The sequence below is a fragment of the Polyangium jinanense genome (assembly GCF_028435265.1).
Classification (GTDB): domain Bacteria; phylum Myxococcota_A; class Polyangia; order Polyangiales; family Polyangiaceae; genus Polyangium; species Polyangium jinanense.
The window spans coordinates 29,395-53,970 of sequence record NZ_JAGTJK010000032.1 but is presented as its reverse complement, the minus strand read 5'-3'; the positions used below and the strand labels follow the sequence as shown (position 1 = coordinate 53,970).

Genomic DNA, 24,576 nt, shown 5'->3' with positions numbered 1-24,576 from the left:
TCGACATCACGGGAGGTGTCAACACGCACCGCTCGGAGAGCAGGTCTCCGCCACCTCCGCCACCTCCGCCGGCGAGGTCGGCAATCGGAGCCGTTCCGACCATCCGGTGTCCCTGAAAAAGCATGTCGAGACGGAGCCGTTGACCCATTTCCGTTCCTCGTACTAGGATTGCGTTCCGCGTGCCAACCACACCCGCGGGATCCATTGCGGATCAAACGAAAAGCCGCATCGATCCCGGCGAGAATCTGCCCGATTCCCCAGCAGCGCTGCCGCTCGCACGCGCGCCCGCGCGCAGCCCCAAGGAACACGATGCGACCGAACAGGATCTTTCCCTTGTCGTTCGCCCTCGTCCTCGCCACCTCCACCGCCGCCGCTGCGGTGAAGGAACCGGACGGGAGCACGGTGCCCAAGGCCTCCGCCGACCCGATACAGCTCAGCACGTTCTTCGCGAACCAGGGCGAGCCGATCGACTGGCAAGTGGATGCCGCCGCCACGCCCAACACCTTCTCGCCGTTGTGTGGCTTCACGGCCACCTTCATGCTGCACGGGGCCGATTGCCCCCTGGATTTCGCCTGGTACAACGAGACCGGTCTGCCGCCCACCGCGGCCGACCTCCACGTCATCATTCCGGGCGGCGCCCCCGTGGGGACGTCGTTCAGCGGCACGGACATCAAGAACGATCCGGGCTACAAGGGCGGCCTCGTCGGGTTCGCCCTGGTAGGCGATCCCAACGAGTTCTGCACCCAGACCCATTACTCCAATCCCGCCTGGAACCAGGTCTGCACCAGCTGCAACCCGCCGGCGCCCTGGATCACGGCGCTGATCTACCCCTCGAAGAAGGCGGCCAACGCCTTCTACATCGGCTTCGAGGACGGCTCGACCAGCGCGTTCTCCTTCAACAACGATGGCGACTTCAATGACGCCGTCTACTTCGTCACCGGCGTCACCTGCGCGGGCGGGGGGCAACCCTGCGACACCGGCAAGCCCGGTATCTGCGCCTCGGGCGTCACCCAGTGCACGGCGGCGGGCACGACCTGCCAGGAGCTTTCGCCGGCCGTGCCGGAGAAGTGCAACGGGTTCGATGACGACTGCAATGGCACGGCGGACGAGGGCGACCTCTGCCAGGATGGCTACGTCTGCGACAAGGGCACCTGCGTGGAGGCATGCTCCGGCGGCGAGTTCGATTGTACGACCGGCCTCGTGTGCAACAGCGCCGGGTATTGCGTCGAGCCGGCCTGCAAGGAGGTGACCTGTCCGGCTGGCAAGGTATGCGTTGGCGGCGCCTGCAAGGGGCCCTGCGATTCCGTCGTTTGCCCGCACGCCCAGGTCTGCCGCGTGGGCACGTGCGTCGATCCGTGCGCGGGCGTGACCTGCGGCGACAATCAGGTCTGCGACACCGGTGTTTGCGTGGCCAAATGCGAATGCCTGCCCTGCGTCGCGGGGAAGGCGTGCGATGTTTCCAGTGGCCTCTGCCTCGATCCGGCGTGCCTCGGCGTGATCTGCGCCGAGGGGGCGCATTGCGAGGCCGGCGCCTGCGTCGATAGCTGCATGGGCACGATCTGCCCCGCGGGCCAGGCGTGCCAGCTTGGCCAATGCAAGGACGTGGAGGGCGGCGTCGGGGGTTCTGGGGGCTCGACCGGCGCCAGCTTCGAGGTAGGCGGCGGCCCAGGCCACGGCGGCAGCGGGGGCACCAGCGCGACGGGAGGCGGCACGGGCCAGGGCGGCAGCGGCGACAACGGTGGCACGGGAAGCAAGAGCAATTGCGGCTGCCGCATGGTGGGGGACGTCGGCGGCCGTGAGATCGCATTCGCGGGTATGGCTCTGGTCCTCGCTGCGGCGAGGCGGCGGACGGCGAGGAAAGGAGACCGGTCATGCTGACGCAATGGAAGATGGCCTCGGGTTTGCTTGTGATGGCGGCGGCGCTCGGCGGGTGCGCGGCAGGCGTGGCGCGGGATGGCGGGGGCGGCGCAGGGGATGAGCCGCCCAGTTGCCTCACGGTCGATTGCGACGCGCACGCGACCTGCGCCGACGCGGAAGCCGGGCCGGTCTGCACCTGCAACGAGGGCTTCACGGGCGACGGCGAGACGTGCACCGACATCGACGAATGCACGAACGGCAGCGCCACGTGCGATTCCCATGCGGCATGCGAGAACACGCCTGGCGCGTACACGTGCACGTGCAAGACCGGCTATTTCGGGGACGGCACGACGTGCATCGAGCTCGACGAGTGCCAGCAGGCCGCGTCCTGTGATCCCAACGCCAACTGCCAGAACACGAATGGGTCGTATTCCTGCACCTGCAAGCCCGGGTTTTCCGGCGACGGCAAGACGTGCACCGACATCAACGAGTGCCAGCTCGGGATGACGGCCTGCGACCCGCACGCCACGTGCACAAACATCCCCGGCGGGTATGCATGCAAGTGCGACCCGGGCTATATCGGCAATGGCAAGACGTGCACCCACGGCGACGAGTGCGTGGATGGCGGCGGGTGCGACCCGAATGCCACGTGCGAGAACACGCCTGAGGCGCATACGTGCACGTGCAACGAGGGCTACACGGGGGATGGCGTCACCTGCGACGACATCGACGAATGCCAGCTCGGCATGACGGACTGCGACGTGAACGCGGACTGCCAGAACACGCCGGGCGCGTATGGCTGCGCGTGCAAGAGCGGTTATATCGGCAATGGCCTCACGTGCACGCCCGTCGGCATGGGCGCCCCGGGGGAGGTGTCGATCGAGGCCGGCGCCGGGCTGACCGCGTCGACCTCGGTCACCCTGTATCTCCAGCCGCCTGGCAATCATCTCACGAACCCCGGCGCCGAGACTGGGGACCTCTCGGGATGGCAGATCCTGGCGAACGGAGGCAGCGGCTGGGCGAGCACCACGAGCGCGTACCTGTTCGGTCAGAGCGCATTCATCACGTCGTATTCGCTGGGCAAGCGCAGCCAGGTCCTGGATCTGACGATGCTCGGATTCTCGCAGGCGGATCTCGACGCGGCGCCTCCCATCACCGTCGGGGAATGGTTCCAGGGCTTTGGGCCGAACTACGGTGACTCCTACTATTTCAAGGTGGAGCTCGTGGCGGGCGACAACACGGTCCTCGCCTCCTTCAATCCGGGCGGGACGATGTCCACCGCGAACAACGCCTGGCAGCTCGTGGGGCAGACGTTCACCGGCTACGGGCCGGGGCTCCGCTATGTGTACGTGGAAGACGGCGGGCAGGACACGGAGTTCTGGCTCGGCCAATACGGCGCGGTGATGGACGGCGCCAGCGTGGTGGTGGGCGACGTGCAGGTGCGCTTCTCGAATGACAACATGAACTGGAGCGCGTGGCAGGCATTCACCCCCACCACGACCTGGATGCTCGACCCCGGCAGCGGCACGAAGACCGTTTACGTCGAATTCGCGGACGCGAAGGGCACGGTCTGGCCACCGGTGAGCGACACGATCATGCTGCAGTAGGGAAAGGACGCGAGCCGGCGGGGCCGTTGGCCAGGGGTTCCTCCGCTTTACGTGTCGCCCCCGGCGGCCTCGTCGGCTCTCGCGTCGTGGTAGGTCTCTAGCATTGTCCGATACACCCGCATGTTCGGCCGATACCGGCGAAAATACTCGGCGTCGTCGCCGGTGAGCACCTTGGAGATGGCGGCGGCGACGGCCGGCGAGCGGCACATCCCGGCGTCGCAATGGACGATGAGGCGCTCGATGTGCGGGAGGTGCGCTTCCACGAGGTCCCAGATCGCGCGGGCATGGGCGCGCGAGAAGAGGGACGCTTCGGGAATGGACTCCGTCTTCGCGTCTGCGTCGGCGAAGGCGAGGCGGAGAAGAGCGCGACAGTGTGGAGACGCGGGGATTCGAGCCTGGTCGGACTCGCTTGACGAGATCGAGACGATCACATGGGGGACGTCGTGCGGCGCAACCCGCTCGACAGCGCCTCGGCTGTAGACGAAGATCTCCACGTGAAAGGTGATATCCCGCCGCCCCGTCGGAAGCCAGCCATGAAAACGTCGCGGCTGTCTCTCCTCGTCGTCCTGGGACTCGCGAGTTGCGCGGCCCCGCCCGGGGATCCGCCCGTCGATGCGCCTTCGAACCTGGTCTCCTCGTGCCCGACGAGCGAGATCGCATTCACGAAGGAGACGGGATGCATGAACGACGGCTCGGTCGAGTTTTGCTTGCCGACGGGCCATGAGGCGCTGGTCGCGCGGGTGCGGGAGATCGCGCCGACGATCGAGGCGAGATCGTCGCGCGGCCGCGCGGGGTGCAATGTGCCGGCCGAGACGCTGTATTTCTTCCCGACGGGAGAGGCCGAGTGCGTGGCGCACCATGGGGCGCTCGTGGATGCGGCGTGGGACAAGATCTGCCGGATCGCGGCGCTGCCGGAGGTCCGGAAGATCGTGCCGACGTGGTACGAGTGAGGCGTCCACGCCTTCGAGGAAGGCTAGGACGCCCTCTACCCTTCGCGTCCACGCCTTCGAGGAAGGGCTACGACGCCCTCTACCCTTCGCGTCCACGCCTTCGAGGAAGGGCTACGACGCCCTCTACCCTTCGCGTCCACGCCTTCGACGAAGGCTACGACGCCCTCTACCCTTCGCGTCCACGCCTTCGACGAAGGCTACGACGCCCTCTACCCTTCGCGTCCACGCCTTCGACGAAGGCTACGACGCCCTCTACCCTTCGCGTCCACGCCTTCGAGGAGGGCTAGGACGCCTTCTACCCTTCGCGTCCACGCATTCGAGGAGGGCTAGGACGCCCTCTACCCTTCACGTCCACGCCTTCGAGGAGGGCTAAGACGCCCTCTTCCTTCGCCTCCACGCGTTCTACCTTCCTCGATGGCGCGTGTTCCGGTACGGTCGGGCTGGGTCGGGAGAGGGTCACGATGGGGAGCAAGGGGTTCGAGGAGGCGCGCAGGCGGTGCATCGATGCGGCGCGAAAGGGGAGTATCAAGCTGGATCTCAGGGGCTTGGAGTTGACGGATCTACCGCAGGAGCTTCTCGCTTGTACGTCCCAACGAAGCCTCAACCTGAGCGATAACCCACTTCACGCGTTGCCCGACGACCTCGCGGTTTTGTCCCAACTCAAGGAGCTCGACCTCACGCGCACGCGCCTGCGCGCCGTCCCCGACGTCCTCGTCGAGCTACCCAGGCTCACTCGCCTCGAGCTCGGAGGCCCATGGTTGAGGGACATGCGGGTTGTGTCGTCGCTCAAGGAGCTGACCGTTCTCATATGTTCCGAGCTCACCGACGTGGAATTGCCCAACCTCGAAGCGTTGGAGTTCCTTTGCGTACTCGAGCTCTACGGCTGCGCCTTGGAAGAAATCCCGCCCTGGGCTCTTCGGCTGAAGCGCCTGGGGGCACTTTGCTTGGGATTTAACCGATTGCGCCGTGTCCCCCCGGCCATCGCTGCGCTCCAAGATCTGCAAATGCTGTTGCTGCGAGGGAATCCGATCGAGGACCTACCTGTCGAGCTCGGCAAACTTCCCAATCTCACAAGGCTGGATGTGAAAGATTGCCCTCTCTCACGCATCCCGCCGGAGATCGTGGGGCAAGGCTCAGACGCCGTCCTCGCCTACCTCCGTGACCAAGCTCGCAGCCGCACTCGGCAATGGATCTCCAAGCTCCTCGTCGTCGGTCAGGGCGGCGTCGGCAAGACCTCGCTCCTCCGAGCACTCCGCGACGAGACTTTCAACCCAAATGAATTGACGACCCACGGCATCGCCGTCCGCCCCCTGCAGGTCCCGCACCCGACGGAGAAGGGCGTAGCCATGGATCTCTCGACCTGGGACTTCGGCGGCCAGCAGATCTATCACGCGACGCACCAGTTCTTCCTCACGAACCGGTCCATTTTTTTGCTCGTCTGGAACGCGCGCCACGGCCACGAGCAAGGCCGCCTCTATTACTGGCTCGACACCATCCGTGCGCGTGCCCCCGAGTCCCCCATTCTGCTCGTCGCCACGCACGTCGACGAACGCTCGGCCGATCTGCCGCTCCGCGACATCCGCCAGCGATACCCGCAGGTCGTGGAACAATACGCCGTCAGCAACAAGACTTCCTCGGGCATCGAGGCACTCTTCCACGCGATCGCCGAGCACGCTGCGAATCTCCCCCTGATGGGCGAGAGCTGGCCTCGCACGTGGCTCAATGCAGCGAACGCTATTCGCGCAATCGACAAGAATCACATCATTCCCCAAGATCTCTGGGCGACGATGAAGGCCCACGGTGTCGAGGAGGACCGCCACAAGATTCTCGCCACCTGGCTGCACGAGCTGGGCGACATCCTGTTCTTTCAGGACAACCCCGAGCTCCAAGACATCGTCCTGCTCGACCCCCACTGGGCCACCGAGGCGATCAGCCGCGTGCTCGAATCGAGCGACGTCATCGAGCGCCGCGGCATCTTCACACACGCCGAGATGGATCGACTTTGGTCGAGGGACATCCCGCAGCACCTGCAGGACCATCTCCTGCGTCTGATGGAGCAATTCGACCTCTCCTACCGTACCCTCGACAACCGCGAGGTCAGCATCGTCGTCGAGCGCCTTTCCCACGACGCCCCGCCCGAACTGCAACGCCAATTCGATGAGCGCTTGGGCCAACGCGAGGTCTCGATGCGTTTCCAGGTCGACGCGACGCTGCCCGCAGGCATCCCGACCTGGTTCATCGCCCGCACGCATCGCTTCACGACGCGTATCCATTTTCGCCAAGGCGCCCTTTTCACGGACGGCCCCGAGGACCACCTCGCTCTCGTGCAGGCCTTCCCCGAGGGGCGTTGCCTCCACCTCACCGTCCGAGGCCCTGCCCCGCACGGGTTCTTTACATTGCTACGCGACGGCCTTGAGTTCACGCTGAAACGCTTTCCCGGCCTCAGGGTGGAGCGGTTCATCCCCTGCCCCGGGCACGATGGTTTGCCCTGCACCCACGAATTCCAGTTCGAGCAGCTTCAGAAGGCGCTCGAACGAAAACGCATGCTCATTCAATGCCCCGTGGCCTTCGGGGGCGACATCGAGAACCCCGACGTGGACATCCGTGAGATGCTTTTCGGCCTGACAGCCTCGACCCTCGACGAGGTGATGCGCAAACTCGACGTGATGACCGCGAAGCAGGACGAGCACCTGACACACATCCGCGCTCTGACCGAGATCGTACAGCGCGATCTCCTGCGATCATTCCAGGCGATGCGGGGTCTCGAGGAGACGCATTGCCCCTCGCTCTTCGTGCTCCGGCCCGATCGGGGCGGGGCCTGGAAGCAAAGATTGCTCGGGCAGACCGTGGAGCTGCACCTCGTCTGCGAGGCGCCCGGGGAGGCGCACCTCACGGTGGAAAGTGGGCGATACAAGACACGGCTTTCGCCGAAATGGCTCGGGAGGATCGCGCCTTACATCGAGAAGGTGACCTCGATCCTGAAGTATACGGCCCCGCTCATCGGCGCAGCCGCGGGATTCGCCCCGGAGCAGTACCAGAAGATGTTCGCGAACGACATCAAACTCATGCAGGAGCTCGTGAAGAAGCTCCCGGAGATCGAGGGCGAGGAAGACGATTCCCTCTCGCTCCGCGATCGCCACGAAGACGACCGCCTGGAGCGCGTCGACGGGGCCACACTCCGGATCGTGCGCAGCCTGCTCGACGACCTGGATCCTCGAAAAGCCTGGGGCGGTCTGCGCAAGGTGCTCACCCCCGAGGGCCATTACCTCTGGCTTTGCGACAAGCACGCCGCCGCGTATCGGGTCTGAGAACGTTGACCCTTCCATCGGCTCTGCGCGTCCAGTAGGCTACGTAGCGCGTAGGTACGGTGGGAGGGGCCCAGGATGCGTATCCTGTCGGCGGGGGAGCTTGTCGCCGGACGGTTCGAGGTCGAGTACCTCGTCGCGCGGAGCGCAATGGGCACCGTCTACCGCGCGATCGACCGTTCGGAGGGCGCGGCGGTGGCGCTCAAGCTGATCCCGCTGCCGACGGACGCCAAGGACACCCCCTCCCGCTTCGAGCGCGAGGCGGCGATGCTAGCGCGGGTCAAGCACCCGCGCATCGTGCGTTACGTCGCGCGCGGGCTCCTCGATGCCGGGCACGCGTATCTCGCGATGCAATGGCTCGACGGCGAGGATCTCCACCGCGTGCTTCAGCGAGGCCCGCTCGCGGCGGAGGACGCGCTCGCCGTGCTCGCGTGCGCGGCGGAGGCGCTCGCGGCGGTGCACGCCGAGGGGATCGTGCACCGCGACGTAAAACCCGCGAATTTGTTCCTGCGCGGCGGGGCGAGCGCGGACGTGGTGCTGCTCGATTTCGGCATCGCGCGGCCGCTCCGGCCGACGAAGCCGATCACGGCCACGGGCACGCACGTGGGAACGCCGCAATACATGGCGCCGGAGCAGCTCACCGACGGCGGGAGAATCGGGCCGGCGACGGACGTGTTTTCCCTCGGGTGCATCTTCTACGAATGCCTCACGGGGCGGCCCGCCTTCGACGCGGAACATGTCGCGGGCGTGCTCGCGCGCATTCTTTACGACGAGCCCACCCCGGTGCGCGCCCTGCACCCCGCCGTCCCGCAAGAATGGGAGGACCTTCTCCTTCGAATGCTGAACCGAAACGCCGAGCGGCGTCCGAGGGACGGCGCGGCGCTGCGAACCCTCGTCTCCGCGCTGCCTGCGGTCACAGCGGAGCAAACCCTGCCCGTATCGCTGCACGGCCCGGCGGCGCCGCGGGAGGCGGGCGAGCAGACGCTCGTGACGGTCGTGCTCGCGACGTTCGGCCCTTCGGAGAGCGGCGATCCGGGCGAGGCTCCGCCGACGGAGAAGGACCGCATGGAGGCGGCGCGGCGGGCGCTGCCGCTCCTCAGGTTCGATCTGGAGGAGCTCGCGGAGGGCTCGATCCTCGCGTCCATCACGTCACGCGGAATGGTCACGGACCAGGCGCGCATCGCCGCGCGCGGCGCGCTCTGTCTGCGCGAGCTCTGGCCCGATGCGCGAATCGGCGTGGTGACGGGCCGCGCATCCATGCGGCGAAGGGCACGCATGAACGAGGCCGTCACGCGAGCCATGAAGCTGCTCGAAGACCAGAGCCACGCGACCGAGGAGGGCGTCTGGCTCGACACGGTCACGGCCGCGCTGCTCGATACGCGGTTCGTCACCCGGGACAAGGCGAACGGGACGCTCTTGCTCGCGGAGCGCCCGGACGAGGGCGCCGGGCGATTGCTGCTCGGCAAACCGACGCCGTGCGTCGGGCGCGAGGTCGAGCTGATGGCGCTCGAAGGCCTGCTCGGGCGGGCGCTCGAGGACGGTGAGCCGCAAGGAATGCTCTTGCTCGGGCCGCCGGGGACGGGCAAATCGCGGCTCTTCGGCGAGCTCGCGCGCCGGATTCGCGCGACGTACCCCGAGGCGTTGCTCCTCGTGGGCCACGGCGATCCGCTGACCGCGGGCTCGCCGTACGGGGTCTTGCGGGACGCATTGCGGAAACATGCGGGGCTCGACGCGATCGAGGATCCCGAGCGCGCGCGAGAGGTCGTGATCGAGCGGCTCTGCGCGCACGTGGACGCGGAAAACCGGCGGCGCGTCGGCGAGTTCCTCGGCGAGCTTTGCGGCGTCCCCTTCCCTGCCGAGACGAGCCCGCCGCTGCTCGCCGCGCGAAACGACGCGCAGGTGATGGAGGAGCAGATCGGGCAAGCATTCTCCGCGTGGATGGCGTCCGCGTGCACGGCGCAGCCCGTGATCCTGGTCCTCGAGGATCTGCACTGGGGCGACGCGCTGACGGTGAAGCTCGTGCGGAGCGTGCTGCGCAGCGACGGCGAGATGCCCCTGTTCGTGTTTTGCCTGGGCCGGCCCGAGACGCGCGCGCTGCTGCCAACCATGGCCCCCTCGCGGATGCATCAAATGTCATTGCGGCCGCTCGGCCGGCGGGCGATCGAGCGGCTCATCAAGAGCGTGCTCGGCAATGCCATCAGCCCCGAAATGGTCGAGCGCATGGGAAACCTCTCCGAGGGCAATGCGTTGTTCCTGGAGGAGCTCATCCGGGCCGCGGCGGAAGGCAAGATGAGCGAAGCGCCGGAGACGGTCGTGGCCATGCTCCAGGCGCGATTGTCGAAACTATCGTCGCCGGAGCGGCGGCTGCTCCGCGCGGCGAGCGTCGTGGGCGAGATGTTCTGGGCAGGCGCGGTACGTCGAATCATCGCGGCGTGGGGGGCGCGCGACGACGTGGACGGGTGGCTCGCGCGGCTCGTGGAGGAGGAGCTCGTCGAGCGGCACAAGGAAAGCCGATTTCCACGGGAAATCCAGATGGGCTTCCGCCACGCGCTCGTGAAGGACGCGGCGTATGGGCTCGTGACGGAGGCGGATCGGAACACCGCGCATCTCGCGGCGGGTGCATGGCTCGAAGGCGCAGGCGAGGCCGACGCCATGGCGCTCGCGGGGCACGCGGAGGAAGGCGGAGACCTCGCGCGGGCCGCGCGGTTTTACGCAAATGCGGCCGCGGAGTCGCTCGGGCGGAACGATCTCCGGGAAGCGGCGCAACGCGCGTCGAAAGGGCTCGCCTGCGGGGCGGAGGGCCTTCTCCGCGGGGAGCTCCTCGCGGTCCTCGCTATCGCAAAATTCGGCCTGGGGGTGTGGCCGGAGTCGACCTCGCCGGGGCTCGAAGCGCTCTCGATCCTGCCGAAAGGGAGCTCGTGGTGGTGCCGGACGGCGGAGCGGATGATCCACGCCTTGCCGCAGATGAAGGCCCTCGATCCTTTCTTCAAGCTCGCGGAGGATGTGTGTCAGGTCGAGCCTCCTCCCGACGCGCTCCCCGCATTCGTGTGTGCGACCGCCAATTTGCTCTACATCGCCACGGCGCTTTTTCCGGTCACGCTCATCGAGGTACGTCGAAAGACCCGCGCGCGCCTCGGGCAGCTCCCGGCGCTCGAAGAACCCCGGGCGCGCGGCCTCGCGCTCATGTGGCAGGCACTCGCCGCGATGTACGTGGAGCCCTATCTGGAGCAGAACCGAGCGCTCGCCGCCCGGGGTGTGGAGGTGCTCGCCGAGGGGAGAGTATTTCACGAGCTCTGCATGGCGCACGTCCTCCACGGCCTCGCGGCGCGGGAGATGGGCGATCGGGATGCCGCCGAGGCGTATACGCGAGAGGCCCTCTCCATCGCCGAGCGAATCCAGGACGGGTATCAGATCGCGAACGCGGCATTTTATATGAGCGAGACCTTGCTCGAATGGGACGGCCCGTCGCGCCTGGAAGAGAGCGAGGCGTTCGCGCGGAGGGCGCTCGGCGCCCACGTGGGTGCGTTCTACGAGGCTGCCAGCTTTCGTGTCCTTGCGGAAATCGCGCTCTCTCGGGGCCAGGCGTCGCTCGCCGAGGCGCACGCGCGGCGGGCCGTCACCGCCGTGGGAGACGCGGGAAGCATGCTCATGTACTGGCACGGAGGCACACACCTGCGCGCGCTCGTCGCCTGCGGCCGCGTGGACGAGGCCCTCGCGACCGTGGAAAAGCGCCTGCCATCGTTTCTCGCGCTCGACGGGGCCGGCTATTTCGACGTCCCCTTCCGCCTCGCCGTCGCCGAGACATTGTTCGCCGCCGGGGACCCCGCGGCCGGCAGGGACGCCCTCGACGAGACGCGGAGGCAGATCACGCTTCGCGCCGAGAACATCCACGACCCCACGAGCCGCTCGCGTTACCTCGCCAAAAAGGATAACGTTCGTGTGTTCGCGCTCGCCCGCGAGTGGAGACGAAAATGAGCGGTCACCTCTTCATCGTGCACGGCGATCTCACGCTGCTCTCCTGCGACGCGTGGCTCGTGCCCTGCGACATCGACGCGATGCCGTCGCGGAGCTGGACACGTTCGTTCAGCCATCTCCAGGGTGGGTCCTTGCGCTGGGCCCAGCCGACAGAGGAATGGCGGCGCGGAACGCAACGCGTGCTCAAGGTGGTCGAATGGGAAGACCACCTACCACGCCCGTGGGTCGGCAACGTCGGGGCCGTCCCGAGCACGGACGTCTCGTGGTTCGTCGCGGGCGCCGAGGAGTTCATCGAGCGCGTGACGGACGACCTGCGCGCGAACGGGTCGCCTCCGCGCAATGGGCGGGCCAAGCATCTGCTCGCGCTGCCCGTCATCGGCACGCGGTACGGCGGCAAGCGGCACTGGACCGGGGACATCGTGCGCGCGCTCGTCCCGGTCCTGCAGCGGCTGGCCATTGCGAAGGACGTGGACATCGCGCTCGTGAGCAACGACGAACTCACGTATGCGTCCGCGCAGGCGCAACGCGGTGCGGATCCCTCGGCCTGGCCCGATCTCGATGAACAGCTATGGCGCACGGGGGAGCGTCTCGCGCACGTGGCCGCGAACGGCGATCTCGTGCTCTTCATCGGCGCGGGCGTGAGCAAGAATGCCGGCCTGCCGGATTGGGGAGGTTTGATCCGGGATCTCGCTCGGGATGCCGGGATGAACGAGGAGGAGCTCGGCGCCTTGAAGGAACTCGGCGCGCTCGATCAGGCCCGCGCCATCGAGCTGCGCATGGAGACGGGCATGCAGCCGCAGGCGAGCAAGCGCATCCTGGGGGCGCGAATCGCGGATGCATTTGCCCGTGTCCACGGGTATGCCCTGTCGCATGCGCTGCTCGCCGCGCTCCCCGCGCGAGAGGTCATCACGACGAACTACGATACGCTGTTCGAGCGCGCCTCGAACGCGGCCGGGATGACGGTCTCGGTGCTGCCCCACGAGCCCCATTCCGGGGCTTCGCGCTGGGTGCTCAAGATGCACGGGTGCGTCACGGATCCCGACAACATCGTCCTGACGCGCGAGGATTACATGCGATACGACCTCCGCCGGCAGGCGCTCGCGGGGATCGTGCAGGCGCTGCTCCTGATGCGTCACATGCTGTTCATTGGTTTCTCCCTGCGTGACGACAATTTCCACCGGATCGCGGATGCCGTCCGGCGCGCGCGTGTGCCCGCGAAGGCGGACGCGAGCTCGCCCGTCGGTCGGTTCGGCACGGCGCTCTCGCTGTTCTGGTCGCCGCTCGAGCAAAGCCTCTGGGGGAACGATCTCGACTGGGTGAACATGCAATCGACGCCGCCCCCGGCCGGGCGAAATGAGGAGAGCGACAAGGCATGGGCCGAGGCTGCACGGCGGCTGGAGCTCTTCCTCGACAGCTTGCTCGCCCGGACGGGGACGACTGCGTACCTCTTGCACCCGCGCTTCGAGGGCGCGTTGAGTGATACCGAGCGCGGGCTCGCTGACAAGCTGCAGCGATTCCTCGACGAGGTCGATCGGGACCCGAGCGTGAAATCGGCGCCGGCGTGGAAACACCTGGAGGCGCTTTTGCACCGGCTCGGGTGGCCGCGAACGCCCTGACGAAACGATCCATGACGGAAGCCTTTTGCAAGCTCATCGCCGCGCCGCCGTGGGTGATCCAGGTCGTCTTCGATTTTTCGAGGCACCTGCTCCTGCTCGGGGCCCTGGTCGTGGTCCTCGGGATGCTCTTTTACGATCTCGGGCGAGCGTTTGGCCTGCCGTACCTGTTCCGTGGACAATCCCGCAAGGCCCAGTTCGCCATCGGGCTCTCCATGGCGCTGCTCGCGAGCGAGCTCTTTTACGTGAGCTACCTGGTCTCGCCCGACGAGCTTCATCGCTCTCGCGGGCACGGCATTCCCCTCGACGTCCTGAATTACCTCGGCGCGCTCTGGGGCGTGCTGGCGATGGTCGTCGTCGCTTCCGTCGTTTCCCGCGTCCTCTACAAATGGAACGGGGTCCCGTGGAGCGACCCCAAGCGGATCTTCGAACGTCTCGGGACGTCCGTTTATACGCTGCTGGGAGCGGAGCTCGGCCTCGTCCTCACGCTGGGCTTCATTTTCGGCGGGACGAACGGCGCGATCCTTTCGCGTGTTCAGGGCATCGGTGAGCGCATCAGGCCGTGCATCCACGGCATCGGCCATTGCCTGTCTGCGGACTTTCGAGCGGACGCGCCCCGAGAGATGCTCCACGAGCATGTGTACGCGACGGCGTTTTTCGCGCTCCTCGCTGGGATGTACGTCGTGGCGAGCTGCCTCCCGGCGAGGAAGATTCCCGCGGCCGCGGGCCTCTGCGTCCTCTTCGCGCTGCTCGGCGCGATCGATGGCTTTTTCGTGTACTGGCTCGAAAAGTGGCATTCCATGCTGCTGGTCGGCGGAGCCGTCCTTTTGCTCTACGTGCTCGGCCGGAAACGATATCGGGCCAGGTTCGCCGATTTGAAGGACGTCTATCCGGCCCTCGAACAAGAGCCTTGCGAGCGCGGGTGCAAGGCGGCCGGGCATACACACCTCGCGGACTACGAGGCGACCGGCGCGAGCGGATCGGGCCTTTTGCCGCGGTCCATGGCCGAGTTCCGCTGGACGGACGAGAGCGGCCGGAAGCGGCCCCTCGTGCTGGTCTGCACGAGCGGCGGCGGGATCCGCGCGGCGGTTTGGACCGCGGCCGTCCTCCGCGAGCTCGAAAGACAGCTCGATCTCTCGGAGCGTCGAGAATTTCCTTATCACGTCCGCATGATCAGCGGCGCCTCCGGCGGCATGGTGGGCGCATCGTACTGGGTGGCGACCCTCGAAGGCCCGACGATCACTGCGGGTTCGTCCGAGTATCACAAAGAAGCAACGGCGGGAGAAGCCGCCCCGGACGCCGAGGGATCGGACTGGCTCGTCGCCAACGTGGCCAAGGAGTGCCTGTCGCGCGTGGCCGCGGCGCTCGTGTTCAGCGAGCTGCCCGCGCGTATCTGGGAGTGGACGAAACCCCTGGGCGAACGAGAGCTCCACGACCGGGGCACGGCGCTCGAAAACGCGTTCGTGGAGAACATGCCGTCCCTCGGCACGAAGCTCTCCCTGCTCGGGCCCGACGAAAGGGCCGGGTGGCGCCCTTCGCTCGTATGGAGCCCGATGCTCGTCGAGGACGGGAAACGCTTGCTGATCTCGAATCTCTGCCTCGACGCGCTCCTCGTCCAGCACGGGCCGGCGATCGGAGAGGAGGGCCAGCGCGTCGTGTACGCGCGCTCCGGGTACGAGCTCGGGCGGCTCTTTCCGGTGCAATCGAGGGACACCTTGCGCCTCGCGACGGCGGCCCGCATGAGCGCCTCCTTCCCGTTCGTGTCCCCCGCCGCCGTGCTGCCGACCGTGCCCCGCAGGCGCGTCGTGGACGCGGGCTACTGGGACAACTATGGCGTGAACCTCGCGTGTTGTTGGTTGGACGAGCTGCTCCGGACGAGCTGGATCGAAGAGAACGTGAGCGGTATCCTGCTCGTGCAGATCCGCGACGGCATCGAGCGGCCGGAGACCGCGGGCAACGATTTCAGCGCCCGGATCGCGCGGGCCCTCGAAGGCATGACGTCCCCGATTTCGGCGGTGCTCTCGGCGCGGGAGAGCGTGATGCGCTTCCGCAACGACGAGCAGGTGGAGGCCGTGGCGCGGCGTTTCCACCTCGACAAACGGTTCGGGGGAGTTTTTTCCAGCAGGTGACGTTCGAGTTCTCGGGCGACGCGGCCCTGAGCTGGTACCTGACGCCCGAGGAGCGAAAAGGCCTCGAAGACGCGGCCAAAACGACCGTCGGCGCGGAGGCCACTGCGCTCCGGGCGTGGTGGGACGAGCGCCGGGCCGCCACGTCGCAGACGGCGTGACGCCGCGCGATCTGATTCCCGCGCCTGCCACCACGAATCCGCCTCTCATGTAGATATCGTCCACCGCGCCCCGTCGGGCCCGTCTTCGATCTCGATACCCGCCGCCGCGAGCCCCGCGCGCAGCGCGTCGGCCCGGGCATAATCGCGGCCGGCGCGGTGGCGCGCACGCTCCTCGAGGAGCAATGCAATCACCCGGTCGAAGCGCTCCGCATCCGGCGCGTCGCGCTCCTCCGGCAGGAGCCCGAGCACGCCCTCGCCGAGCGACGACACGAGCTCGAGCGCGTGGAGGATCGTGCCCTGCGGCACGGGACCCGCGAGCGCGGCCTGGAGATCGCGGGCCAGCACGAAGAGGGTCGCGAGGGCGGCGGGCGTGTCGAAATCGTCGTCCATGGCCGCCTCGAAGGCAGCACGCGCCGCGGCGAGGCGCGCTTCGAGCGCCTCGGCATGGCCTGGAGGCCCTCCCCCGGCGCGCCGCGCGAGCTCGCGCCGGAGGTCCCGCAGCCGACGGAGGCCCGAGGTCGCCGCCTGGAGCGTCTCCGCCGATACCTCGGCCGTCGCCCGGTAATGGCTCTGCACGAAGAGAAACCGCAGGAGGAGCGGATCGTGCTTCGCGTAAAAGTCCGCGAGCGTGGTGAAATTGCCCTTCGAGCGGGACATCTTTTCTCCGTTCACAGTCAGCATGTTCCCGTGCATCCAGAGCCGCGCGAAGCGTCGGCCCGCGCCCTCGGCCTGGGCGATCTCGGCCTCGTGGTGCGGGAACTGCAAATCGAGCCCGCCCGCGTGGATGTCGAAGCCCTCGCCGAGGTATTGCAAGCCCATGGCCGAGCATTCGAGGTGCCAGCCCGGAAACCCCTCGCCCCAGGGCGACTTCCAGCGCTGCACGTGGGACGGGTCGGCCTTCTTCCACATGGCGAAATCACGCGGATCGGATTTGTTCCCGCGCACGAGATCCCGTGTCCCGATGGCCAGCTCGTCGATCACCCGCCGCGAGAGCTTTCCATAGCCGGGAAACGCCGCGACCCGAAAGTACACCGACCCGTCCGCGACGTAGGCGAGGCCGCGCGAGAGGAGCTCCTCCACGAGCTCGATCTGCTGCGGGATGTGGCCACTCGCGCGCGGCGTGACGTCGGGCCTGCGCACGTTGAGCCGGCCCATCTCGTCGAAGTATTTCCAGAAATACCGATCCGCGATCTCCATCGGCTCGACCCGCTCGAGCGCCGCGCGTTCGGCGATACGATCGCGACCTTCGTCGAGCGCGTCCTCGGTGATATGACCGACGTCGGTGACGTTCGAGACGAATCGCACGCGGTGGCCGCGGTATTCGATCCATCGCCGGACGACGTCGAATGCAACGGCGGTCTTCGCATTGCCGAGGTGCGCGTCGCCGTACACGGTGGGGCCGCACAGGTACATGCCGACGCGCTGCTGCGTGTCCGGAAAAGCCGCCTGTTTCTGTCGCGAGAGCGTATCGAAAGTCTGGATCGCCATGGAACATCCTCCTCTGGGCATCGACGTACGAAACCAAAGCGGCAGCGCCCCGCGCGCGCATCACGCCGAAATGGCCCGCATGCATGGCGCCCCTTCGGCGCGCGAGCTTTGGCGTTATGCCCTCGTGCGGCGCTCCCGCGGCCACGAGGGCGCAGAGGCGCGCCGGATCCACGGGCGGATGTCCGCCCAGCGCGACGGCGCGCGCGTGCCTCTCGTAGGCCTATCTCTCAGGAACGCTTTTCAGCGACGACAACAGCGGCCGTCGCAACGGAGTGCGAGGGCAGCGAGCGGGTACGTGCGCCGAGAGCTTCGCATGAGGGCTCTACGTTACCGCGGAACCGCGGCCGAGGCAAGCGTCGCCTGCGCTCGGCCGCCGTTCCACCCGACGCCCTTCCATGATCATCGGCACCTGGCCCCGCGGCCCCATCGTGATGCCCCGGTGCACGTGCTCGATCGGGGCCGCGCTCGCGAGCCGCAAGTGATATTCGCGCAAGAGGACGGCGAGCACGACCTTCATTTCCACCATCGCCAGTGTCGCCCCCAGACAGCGACGGGATCCCCCGCCGAACGGGATGAACTCGAACGGGGAAAAATCCCGCTCCAAAAAACGCGTGGGGCGGAATCGCGCAGGCTCGGGATAAAGATCCTCGCGTCCGTGCACGAGGAGCGGAGAGGGGACGAGCGGTTCGCCCGGGGGAATGGTGTAATCGAGGAGGGCAAACGGCTTTCGAGGCACGCGCCCGACGCTGACCACAGGCGGCACGATACGCAGCGTCTCCAGGCAGACGGCCTCCAGGTAAGGCAAGCCGAGGAATTTTTCGGCAGGCGCCTCGGGCCCGAGGGCGTCCATCTCGGCGAGCGCCCGCGCGAGCGTGTCGGGCTCGCGGTGGAGCCAAGAAAAGGCCCAGGCCAGGGTGACGGCCGTGGTTTCGTGCCCTGCAAAAAGCAAAGCGCGGAGCTGATCGAGGATCTCCTGATCGCTGAGCCCTTCGCCGCCTTCATAACGCGCTTTCAGCATGAGCCCGAGCACGTCGGACCGGTCTTCACGCGAAGCGCGCAAGGCGCGGATCTCCTCGGACAAGAGCGCGTCGAGCGCCGCCGTGGCCCGGAGCATGCGCGCCCAGGGGCCGAATCCGCCGAAGGGGCGCCGGATCGCCGGCATGATGAGGACGAGCGGATTCATCGCGTGAATGAGATCGAGCACGGCCGCGCGGACGTCGCGGATCCGCGCCTCGCCCTTCACGCCGAACACCACGCGGATGACCACGTCGAGCGCGATGGATTGCATGGCCTCGAGCATCGAGAACGGCTGGCACGGCATCCACCGCGAGGCCTCCTCCCGCGCGACCTCGGCCACGACGGTTGCGTACGATTTCGCGGCGGCCGGCGCGAACGGGGGCGCGAGCAGCTTGCGATCCCGGCGATGGCGCGGCCCGGTCGAGACCACGACCGATGTCCGCCCGAAGATGGGCTCGGTCACCTCGACCGCGAACGGCTCGAACGTCTCGGGATCGGCCGTGTAAATGGCGCGGATCGCCGCGGGGTTGCCAATGAACGTGATCGGCCCGTTGAAGGTGCCGACGCGAAAGGGATCCCCATGCTGCGCGGCGAGGCGGCGAATGACGGGGGCCGGAGCCCCGAAGCTCGAGCGAAGCGTGTCGATCAGGCCGAGGTGCTCGGGTCCGGGCGGCAGCGTATGCATGCAATCCCCTCCCGCCGAGCCATAACCGGGCCGAGAGGCGCTGTCAATCGGAGTACGCTTCGAAACCTGGGAGCGGATCGTAATCCTCGTCCGGCTCGTCCTCCGCGCCTTCCGGCCACGCCGCCTCGGCGGGCTCCTCATCGAGCAGCCCGTCGAATGGCCCCGGTAGCGGCGCATCCTCGTCCTCTTCCTCGGCGAGAATCTCGTCGAGATCGAAGACGGTCCCGTCGGCCTCGTATTGCGCCCACGCCTCGGGGTGCTCCGCGCGGAGGAGCGCTTCGAGCGCCGGGATCTTGACGCGCTGAATGGGCTGACCGTCGGTGCTGCTGCGAGGTCGAAACCGCAATTCGCGCCTCTCGTAGACCGTGAGCTCCACCGGGAAAACGTCTGCGACGTGATGGTGCACGTATTCGCGGATCTGGCCGAACTTGAAGATGCTCACCCGCTCCCGCTCGAAGCCCCACCCGAGGCCCGCGAGGTGGCGCTCGAACGCGTCCTCGTCGTCGGTGAAGACCTGGATGTCGATGTCGCTGCCGCGGCGGATGTGCCCCGTGCTGACCGATCCGATGAGGCGCGGCTCGAAGGGGCCGAGGGCGCGCATCACGCGGAGGGCGACGACACGCATGGCGAAAAGCCGGCGCGTGCGCCGTTCGCCCTCGGCGAGCTCGGCCATGGCGAGCAGCGCGTCGCGGATCTCGCCGTTCGAGGGCAAGTCCTGGGGCCGATACCGCAGGTTTTTCCCGCCCGCACGGCCGAGCAGACGCCTTGCTGCCATCCGTTTGGCCGTGAAGTATTGCTTGACGCCCTCCTCGTACATGAGGCGCGCGGCTTCCGTGGCGATCCTGCCGCGGAGCCCTCCGGTTCGTTCGCTGCTCATGTGGGGAAAGGACGCGCCACGAGCGGCGCGAGGGCGTCACGGAGCTTGCGAAGCGCGCCGCCGACGGTGCGGCCGCCGCGCCCGGCGCCATAGATACGTTTTTGCACGACCTGCTGCGTGACGCCGAGACGGCGTGCGATCTCGCCCTGGGACAGGCCTTCGAAAAAATACGCCTCGACGACCTCGCGCTGTTTGTCCGTCAAGACCGTTGCGACGGCGTCGCGCACGGCGTCGTGGAGGCGGAGGCGCGCCTCGGAAACCTCGTCGTCGTGATAGAGGTGACGAGACGCGTCGATGTGATCGAGGCTCGCGACCAAGCGGGCGCGGTGCCTTTTGCCGTCAGAACAGCTCCTTTCGTGGGTCATGGATGGGGGCGGGCTCGCCGCCGGGGTCGAGGAGGGAGAGATCTCGGCCGTCGAGGAGAATCGACAGCGCGTCTTCGGGTGACATCACGGTGGCGTGAGGGGAGCGACCGAGGACGTCCCAGCGGCGCAGGCGCTGGAGATCGGCGAGCGCGGCGGTCCCGCGTAGGCGGCGCTTGGTGGGCCCAGGGTCGTGCAAAAGGTCGAGGTGGTGGCGCACGAGCCTGACGATGCGGGGCGAGACGAGGCCGTCGAGCAGATCGGCGCCCAGCGCGTCGTGGTCAGGCGAGGATATCGCCTTTCCCACGTCGTGCAAGAGCGCCGCGGCCCAGAGCGCGCGGTCGGCGCATGCGGCGCGCGCGAGATCAAAGACCTGAAGGGAATGGTAGAGAGCGCAGCCCTCGGGGTGATACGCGGGGTTCTGGCGTATTCCGTCGAGGGCGAGTAGCAGTGGGAGGAGCTCGTCGTACATCACCGGGGCGCGGCGCTGGTGATCACGCCGCTCACCCACGGGACACGGTCACACCCACCGGCGATGGTTTTCGTAGAGCTCGTCGCGCCACTTGACGAGACGAGCATACCGCTCGGCGAGGTCCGGGTTGCTCCAGCCCGCGCGACCGCCGGGGCCCGTGGGCATGAACCGCTTGTCGACCGGGCTCACAACCTGGAGCACGAGCGCCATCGCGATGTCCGCATAGGAAAACGTGTCGCCGAGCAGATACTTCTGCCCTTCGGCGAGCGCCTTGTCGAGCGTCTCGAGCCCCTCCTCGGCCACCGCGCGGTGGGCCTCCGCGCCGTCGCGCATTCGATACTTCGCGACGAAGAGCTGCATCGCGCCGCGGCCGATCGGCATGAGCAGCGGCACGATCGCCTCCGGGGTCCCGCGCGGCAGGGCGGCCCTTCCGAACGTCGGATCGTCGACGAACTTGAGCATCATCATCGCCCGGAGCGCCGCGAGTGTCGTCTCGCTGCGGCGGTTCCAGGCCTCGACCTCGGCCTCCCGGCCCGCGGGGAAGAGCTTCGGCCCCGCGCCGACGGCGTCCGCGTGACGGGCGATGTCGAACGAATCGGTGAGGAGGGCGCCGCGATCGTCGAGGATCGGGACGGTGACGCGCCCCGTCGGTTTGCGGAGGAGGATGCGCAGCCGGAGCTCGCCCGCGAAGGGGTAGTGCTCGACTTCCTCGTACGAGATGCGGTGATGGTCGAGCGCCCAGCGGGCCTTCTCGGACCAGGGGGAGAACGAGATGCTGTAGAGCCGGGTCTTTTTGTTTTCCATTGGGATGCCGAGCATCCTACAGGTTGGGCGGGACGTCGAGCGAACGAATTGCGCTTGCGGCAAAACGACGCAGCCCGAGGCCCGGAACGAACCGACCCACGCGGAGACAGTATTCAGCGTATCGCTCGCCGTGCGTCCGGTGGAGGTAAGGTTCCTCGACGACACGCACCTGGAGCTCCACGGCCACGAAAAGGCAGATCAGGGAGACGAGCGAGAGCACGTTCGGCAGGATCAACGCGAGCCCCGTCCCCGTGACGAGCATGCACGAGAAGATGGGGTTTCGAACGATCCGGAAGGGCCCGTCGCTCACGAGCTCCGTACGCTCCGCTTCCCGGACGCCGATGCGCCACGACTTCCCCATCGCGACCTGCGAGGCATACGTGGCCAGCGTCCCGACGGCGGCCAGGGCGACGGCGCACCAGAACGCCCACGGCGGGAGCGCCACGAGGCTCCGCACGACGCCGGCGAGCTCCAGCACCGGCGCGAGCGCCCCGAGGACGAGGGCGAGCACGAAGAGCACGCCTCCGAACCACGAGGCCGAGCCGGGCCTGCCGGAAATGCCCTGGAAGCCGGACGATCCGGTCGTCCGGAGGTGCTGCAAGGTCCGGAGCCCGAAGGCGACGGTCATATAAACGACGAATAGAACCAGAGCGACGAACGCGGGTTGCATGAGCGGGCCTAGGCTTGGGGATCCATCGACGGCACGTCAAGCGAAATGACATTGACAGTCCCTCCCTTTCTTGTTTCTTTTCCCCCAATGGACCCCAACCCCACGAGCGAAGGAACCATCGTCCTCACGGGTCTCACGTCCCGCGGAGGCCTTTCGAACTGGGTCTTTTTCTTTTTCCCCGCGGAGATCGTGCAGTGTGACCTCGGCATCATGCCCGCCGTGAAGGCGGGCGCCGTGGCGGGGATCCGCGCGAACCTCGACGTCGTCGGCGAGATCGGTGAGACGACGTATGGTCCACGAGGACCGAAGGGCGGGTCGGCCGAGGCGTGGTGCGACGAGCTCGTGGGCAAAGCCAAACGTGTCGAGCGGCTTCCTTGCGAGCACGTCCGCGGCATACGCCTGCATCTCACGGCCATGGCGCACGAGCTGTACGTCACCGCGGACGAGGACAAACCACGGATGTTCAGCCTCATGAACCGGAGCGAGGCCGGAGAGGTCCGCGGCTTGCTCGAGGCTCGGTTCGGGCAGCGGTTCGTCGTGACGAAGTCTGCCGTGTTTGCCTTCTTCGAGCGGCACGCGCCGTTCCTGATGCGGTGAGCACATTTCCCGCATTGACGTCGGGTGCGGATCATGGTTTGACCAGGAACCATCGTCTCCAAGGGAGGTACGAATGAAGGTCGAACCGACGAAAGAGCATCTCTGGCTGCAAAAGCTCGTGGGCGAGTGGACGTACGAGCACGACGCGGAGATGGAGCCGGGCAAGCTCCAGAAGTTCACCGGGACCGAGGTCGTGCGGTCGATGGGCGACATCTGGGTTCTCTGTGAGGCGCGCGGCGCGGTGCCCGGCGGATCCACGAACCAGATGATGTGGACGTTCGGCTATGACCCCGCGAAAAAGGCCTTCGTGGGGACGTTCGTCGGCTCGATGATGGAATACCTGTGGGTCTATCACGACGGCTCGCTGGACGCGGAGGAGAAGGTGCTGACGCTCCACACCGAGGGCCCGGACTTCTCCGCTCCGGGCAAGATGACGCCGTACAAGGACATCATCGAGATCAAGAGCAACGACGAGCGCGTCCTCCGGTCCGAGATGATGGGCCAGGACGGGAAGTGGTCCGAGATCATGCGGCAGAACTATCGGCGGACGAAGTGAGCCGAGGGGACGATTGCGCGATCGTCCCTTACCTATCCCCGCGCACTCTGGTATCGTCCGGCGTGCCGTGAGGTTTCGGTTTTCGCATGTTGGATTTCTCGGCCTGATCTGGCTGCCCCTCGCCGCGTGCAAGCCCCAGGCAACGAGCCACGACGAGCAGGCCGCCACGACGAGCTCCGCGGCGTCGACGGCCAGCGCCGCCGCGCCTTCGCCGAGCTCTGCATCTCCCGCGCCGCCCGCGGCCGCGACTGCGGAGGGCACGGCGGCCCCGTACTTGCCACCGCCCGAGGCTTCCGCCGCCGCAGCGCCGCCCGAGGCGCCGCGCAAAACGATTGGCACGTTCGACGACTGGGTGAAGGGGTATCAGGGGATCGGCGGACCCGAGGCCCACAAGAAGCCGCCGCGGCTCGGGCTCGTCAAGGATCTCGGCCTTTCGTCCGGGCGCATCACGTTCACGCGCTCGGGTGATGTGTTCACGTATGATTTCGCGAAAGGCGCGGAGGCGCAGCTCACGCGAAAGTCACAGCGCAACGAGGCGCCCGTGTTTCTCGGGGACGGTCGCCGGATTGCGTTTCTCAGCAACCGCGACGGGATGGTCTGGCGCGTCTTCCTGATGAATGCGGATGGCACGGACCAGCGGCCGATCACCCGCAAGTTCGCCGGCGCGTACGGTTATCAGCCGTCGTTCGCGATCACCTCGGACGGCAACCGCGTCGCCTACATCGCGGCGACGAGCGGGTCGCCCGACGGGCTGTCGGAGGAGCTGCACCTCGTCGACGTGGCGAGTGGCGAGGATCATCGCGTGGGCGAGCCGGATTCTCTCGGTCATCCCGCGTTTTCCCCGAAAGGCGATATGCTCTACCTCGTCGCGGGAGTGTTCGAGGCGGAGCATCTCGCCTCCGTGGACGTCGCGACGCGGAAGTTCCGCAGTTTCTCGGACGCCGGCAATCACATGTTCAGCGGTGCCCGGCGGCTCGGGGATCGATTGCTGTTCTCGGCGAGCCCGACGGGATCGTTCTGTTGCCAGCGCTCCTCGCTCTACACGACGACCCCCGACGGCAGCGGCATTCGAGGATTCGGCTCGTTCTGGGTCGCGGGCTCGCTGCATCCGGAGGTTTCTCCGAAAGGAACGAAGGTCGCCGCTGCATGGTCCGTGCGCGAAGGCGGGTTCGGCGCCGATTACCGAATCGAGATCTCCGTGCTCGATGCGAACGGCAACGCCGAGCGCGCGCTGACCGACGCCTTCCCGCGCCCATTTTACAGCGCCCTCGAGCCCACCTGGGCGCCCGACGATCATCACCTCGCCTTCACGCTCTCGTTATGCCCATACGTGGGCTGCGAGCCGACGATCCGGAGCGTCGTCGTGGTCGACACCCGGGACACGAAAGCCGTCCCCGCCTTCATCGCGTACGGCGGCGGCGCCTCGTGGAGCCCCGTTCCCTGAGGCGCTGCGC

At 67.4% G+C, this 24,576-nt stretch carries 19 protein-coding genes and 1 pseudogene; 12 read left to right on the top strand and 8 right to left on the bottom strand.

All coding sequences use genetic code 11. The features are described 5' to 3' along the window. The first annotated feature begins 309 nt into the window (after nucleotides 1-309). Nucleotides 310-1,878: a hypothetical protein gene (locus KEG38_RS37545; protein ID WP_272425241.1), complete on the top strand. Its 1,569-nt coding sequence runs from the start codon at nucleotides 310-312 to the stop codon at nucleotides 1,876-1,878. Further along, on the top strand, nucleotides 1,872-3,464 hold the full coding sequence (locus tag KEG38_RS37540; protein ID WP_272425240.1) for an EGF domain-containing protein: 1,593 nt from the start codon (nucleotides 1,872-1,874) through the stop codon (nucleotides 3,462-3,464). Before KEG38_RS37545 ends, KEG38_RS37540 begins: the two co-directional genes overlap by 7 nt. A 47-nt stretch (nucleotides 3,465-3,511) precedes the next feature. Here the strand turns inward: KEG38_RS37540 and KEG38_RS37535 are convergent, their stop codons facing one another. After that, complete coding sequence (locus KEG38_RS37535; RefSeq protein WP_272425239.1) at nucleotides 3,512-3,958, bottom strand: hypothetical protein; 447 nt, start codon at nucleotides 3,956-3,958, stop codon at nucleotides 3,512-3,514. Nucleotides 3,959-3,997: 39 nt separating this feature from the next. Here KEG38_RS37535 and KEG38_RS37530 point away from each other — a divergent pair, with 39 nt between their 5' ends. From KEG38_RS37530 to KEG38_RS37505, 7 genes and pseudogenes are all read left to right on the top strand, one after another. Continuing rightward, complete coding sequence (locus KEG38_RS37530) at nucleotides 3,998-4,414, top strand: hypothetical protein (RefSeq protein WP_272425238.1); 417 nt, start codon at nucleotides 3,998-4,000, stop codon at nucleotides 4,412-4,414. A 461-nt stretch (nucleotides 4,415-4,875) separates the two neighbouring features. Beyond that, a pseudogene (locus tag KEG38_RS56165) lies at nucleotides 4,876-5,151 on the top strand (hypothetical protein); the annotation flags it as partial. A 345-nt stretch (nucleotides 5,152-5,496) separates the two neighbouring features. Beyond that, a complete protein-coding gene (locus tag KEG38_RS37525) occupies nucleotides 5,497-7,722 on the top strand; it encodes a COR domain-containing protein (protein WP_272425237.1) in 2,226 nt (741 codons plus the stop codon). Nucleotides 7,723-7,797: 75 nt separating this feature from the next. After that, a complete protein-coding gene (locus tag KEG38_RS37520; protein ID WP_272425235.1) occupies nucleotides 7,798-11,694 on the top strand; it encodes a serine/threonine-protein kinase in 3,897 nt (1,298 codons plus the stop codon). Next, nucleotides 11,691-13,310, top strand: coding sequence for an SIR2 family protein (locus KEG38_RS37515; protein ID WP_272425233.1), 1,620 nt, complete (start codon nucleotides 11,691-11,693; stop codon nucleotides 13,308-13,310). Before KEG38_RS37520 ends, KEG38_RS37515 begins: the two co-directional genes overlap by 4 nt. A gap of 11 nt (nucleotides 13,311-13,321) precedes the next feature. After that, a complete protein-coding gene (locus tag KEG38_RS37510) occupies nucleotides 13,322-15,436 on the top strand; it encodes a patatin-like phospholipase family protein (protein ID WP_272425231.1) in 2,115 nt (704 codons plus the stop codon). After that, nucleotides 15,433-15,594 (top strand): hypothetical protein, encoded by a 162-nt coding sequence (locus KEG38_RS37505; RefSeq protein ID WP_272425229.1) that lies wholly within the window; start codon nucleotides 15,433-15,435, stop codon nucleotides 15,592-15,594. Before KEG38_RS37510 ends, KEG38_RS37505 begins: the two co-directional genes overlap by 4 nt. Before the next feature lie 45 nt (nucleotides 15,595-15,639). Here the strand turns inward: KEG38_RS37505 and cysS are convergent, their stop codons facing one another. From cysS to KEG38_RS37470, 7 genes are all read right to left on the bottom strand, one after another. Next, nucleotides 15,640-17,082: a cysteine--tRNA ligase gene (gene cysS, locus KEG38_RS37500; protein WP_272425227.1), complete on the bottom strand. Its 1,443-nt coding sequence runs from the start codon at nucleotides 17,080-17,082 to the stop codon at nucleotides 15,640-15,642. A 322-nt stretch (nucleotides 17,083-17,404) separates the two neighbouring features. Next, on the bottom strand, nucleotides 17,405-18,784 hold the full coding sequence (locus KEG38_RS37495) for a cytochrome P450 (RefSeq protein WP_272425226.1): 1,380 nt from the start codon (nucleotides 18,782-18,784) through the stop codon (nucleotides 17,405-17,407). Between the two features lie 43 nt (nucleotides 18,785-18,827). Further along, nucleotides 18,828-19,661, bottom strand: a complete 834-nt coding sequence (locus KEG38_RS37490) for a nucleotide-binding enzyme (RefSeq protein WP_272425225.1) — start codon at nucleotides 19,659-19,661, stop codon at nucleotides 18,828-18,830. Beyond that, complete coding sequence (locus tag KEG38_RS37485) at nucleotides 19,658-20,026, bottom strand: RNA polymerase sigma factor (RefSeq protein ID WP_272425224.1); 369 nt, start codon at nucleotides 20,024-20,026, stop codon at nucleotides 19,658-19,660. Before KEG38_RS37485 ends, KEG38_RS37490 begins: the two co-directional genes overlap by 4 nt. Further along, complete coding sequence (locus KEG38_RS37480; RefSeq protein ID WP_272425223.1) at nucleotides 20,001-20,534, bottom strand: HD domain-containing protein; 534 nt, start codon at nucleotides 20,532-20,534, stop codon at nucleotides 20,001-20,003. Before KEG38_RS37480 ends, KEG38_RS37485 begins: the two co-directional genes overlap by 26 nt. 9 nt (nucleotides 20,535-20,543) lie before the next feature. Then, nucleotides 20,544-21,299 (bottom strand): glutathione S-transferase family protein, encoded by a 756-nt coding sequence (locus KEG38_RS37475; protein WP_272425222.1) that lies wholly within the window; start codon nucleotides 21,297-21,299, stop codon nucleotides 20,544-20,546. A gap of 16 nt (nucleotides 21,300-21,315) precedes the next feature. Next, on the bottom strand, nucleotides 21,316-21,969 hold the full coding sequence (locus KEG38_RS37470) for a methyltransferase family protein (protein ID WP_272425221.1): 654 nt from the start codon (nucleotides 21,967-21,969) through the stop codon (nucleotides 21,316-21,318). A gap of 87 nt (nucleotides 21,970-22,056) precedes the next feature. Between KEG38_RS37470 and KEG38_RS37465 the strand changes: the two genes are divergently transcribed. The 3 genes from KEG38_RS37465 (at nucleotide 22,057) to KEG38_RS37455 (ending at nucleotide 24,566) form a co-directional block, all read left to right on the top strand. Next, a complete protein-coding gene (locus tag KEG38_RS37465) occupies nucleotides 22,057-22,566 on the top strand; it encodes a hypothetical protein (RefSeq protein WP_272425220.1) in 510 nt (169 codons plus the stop codon). Nucleotides 22,567-22,639: 73 nt separating this feature from the next. Then, on the top strand, nucleotides 22,640-23,122 hold the full coding sequence (locus tag KEG38_RS37460) for a DUF1579 domain-containing protein (protein ID WP_272425219.1): 483 nt from the start codon (nucleotides 22,640-22,642) through the stop codon (nucleotides 23,120-23,122). 67 nt (nucleotides 23,123-23,189) lie between these two features. Then, nucleotides 23,190-24,566, top strand: a complete 1,377-nt coding sequence (locus tag KEG38_RS37455; RefSeq protein WP_272425218.1) for a TolB-like translocation protein — start codon at nucleotides 23,190-23,192, stop codon at nucleotides 24,564-24,566. Nucleotides 24,567-24,576 lie beyond the last annotated feature (10 nt).

Bases quoted from the DNA above. Each gene is read 5' to 3' on its own strand.
- KEG38_RS37530 (WP_272425238.1), top strand. From the start codon at position 3,998: ATGAAAACGTCGCGGCTGTCTCTCCTCGTCGTCCTGGGACTCGCGAGT.
- KEG38_RS37475 (WP_272425222.1), bottom strand. From the start codon at position 21,299: ATGGAAAACAAAAAGACCCGGCTCTACAGCATCTCGTTCTCCCCCTGG.
- cysS (WP_272425227.1), bottom strand. From the start codon at position 17,082: ATGGCGATCCAGACTTTCGATACGCTCTCGCGACAGAAACAGGCGGCT.
- KEG38_RS37465 (WP_272425220.1), top strand. From the start codon at position 22,057: ATGGACCCCAACCCCACGAGCGAAGGAACCATCGTCCTCACGGGTCTC.
- KEG38_RS37545 (WP_272425241.1), top strand. From the start codon at position 310: ATGCGACCGAACAGGATCTTTCCCTTGTCGTTCGCCCTCGTCCTCGCC.
- KEG38_RS37515 (WP_272425233.1), top strand. From the start codon at position 11,691: ATGAGCGGTCACCTCTTCATCGTGCACGGCGATCTCACGCTGCTCTCC.
- KEG38_RS37495 (WP_272425226.1), bottom strand. From the start codon at position 18,784: ATGCATACGCTGCCGCCCGGACCCGAGCACCTCGGCCTGATCGACACG.
- KEG38_RS37490 (WP_272425225.1), bottom strand. From the start codon at position 19,661: ATGAGCAGCGAACGAACCGGAGGGCTCCGCGGCAGGATCGCCACGGAA.
- KEG38_RS37470 (WP_272425221.1), bottom strand. From the start codon at position 21,969: ATGCAACCCGCGTTCGTCGCTCTGGTTCTATTCGTCGTTTATATGACC.
- KEG38_RS37485 (WP_272425224.1), bottom strand. From the start codon at position 20,026: ATGACCCACGAAAGGAGCTGTTCTGACGGCAAAAGGCACCGCGCCCGC.
- KEG38_RS37510 (WP_272425231.1), top strand. From the start codon at position 13,322: ATGACGGAAGCCTTTTGCAAGCTCATCGCCGCGCCGCCGTGGGTGATC.
- KEG38_RS37540 (WP_272425240.1), top strand. From the start codon at position 1,872: ATGCTGACGCAATGGAAGATGGCCTCGGGTTTGCTTGTGATGGCGGCG.
- KEG38_RS37520 (WP_272425235.1), top strand. From the start codon at position 7,798: ATGCGTATCCTGTCGGCGGGGGAGCTTGTCGCCGGACGGTTCGAGGTC.
- KEG38_RS37460 (WP_272425219.1), top strand. From the start codon at position 22,640: ATGAAGGTCGAACCGACGAAAGAGCATCTCTGGCTGCAAAAGCTCGTG.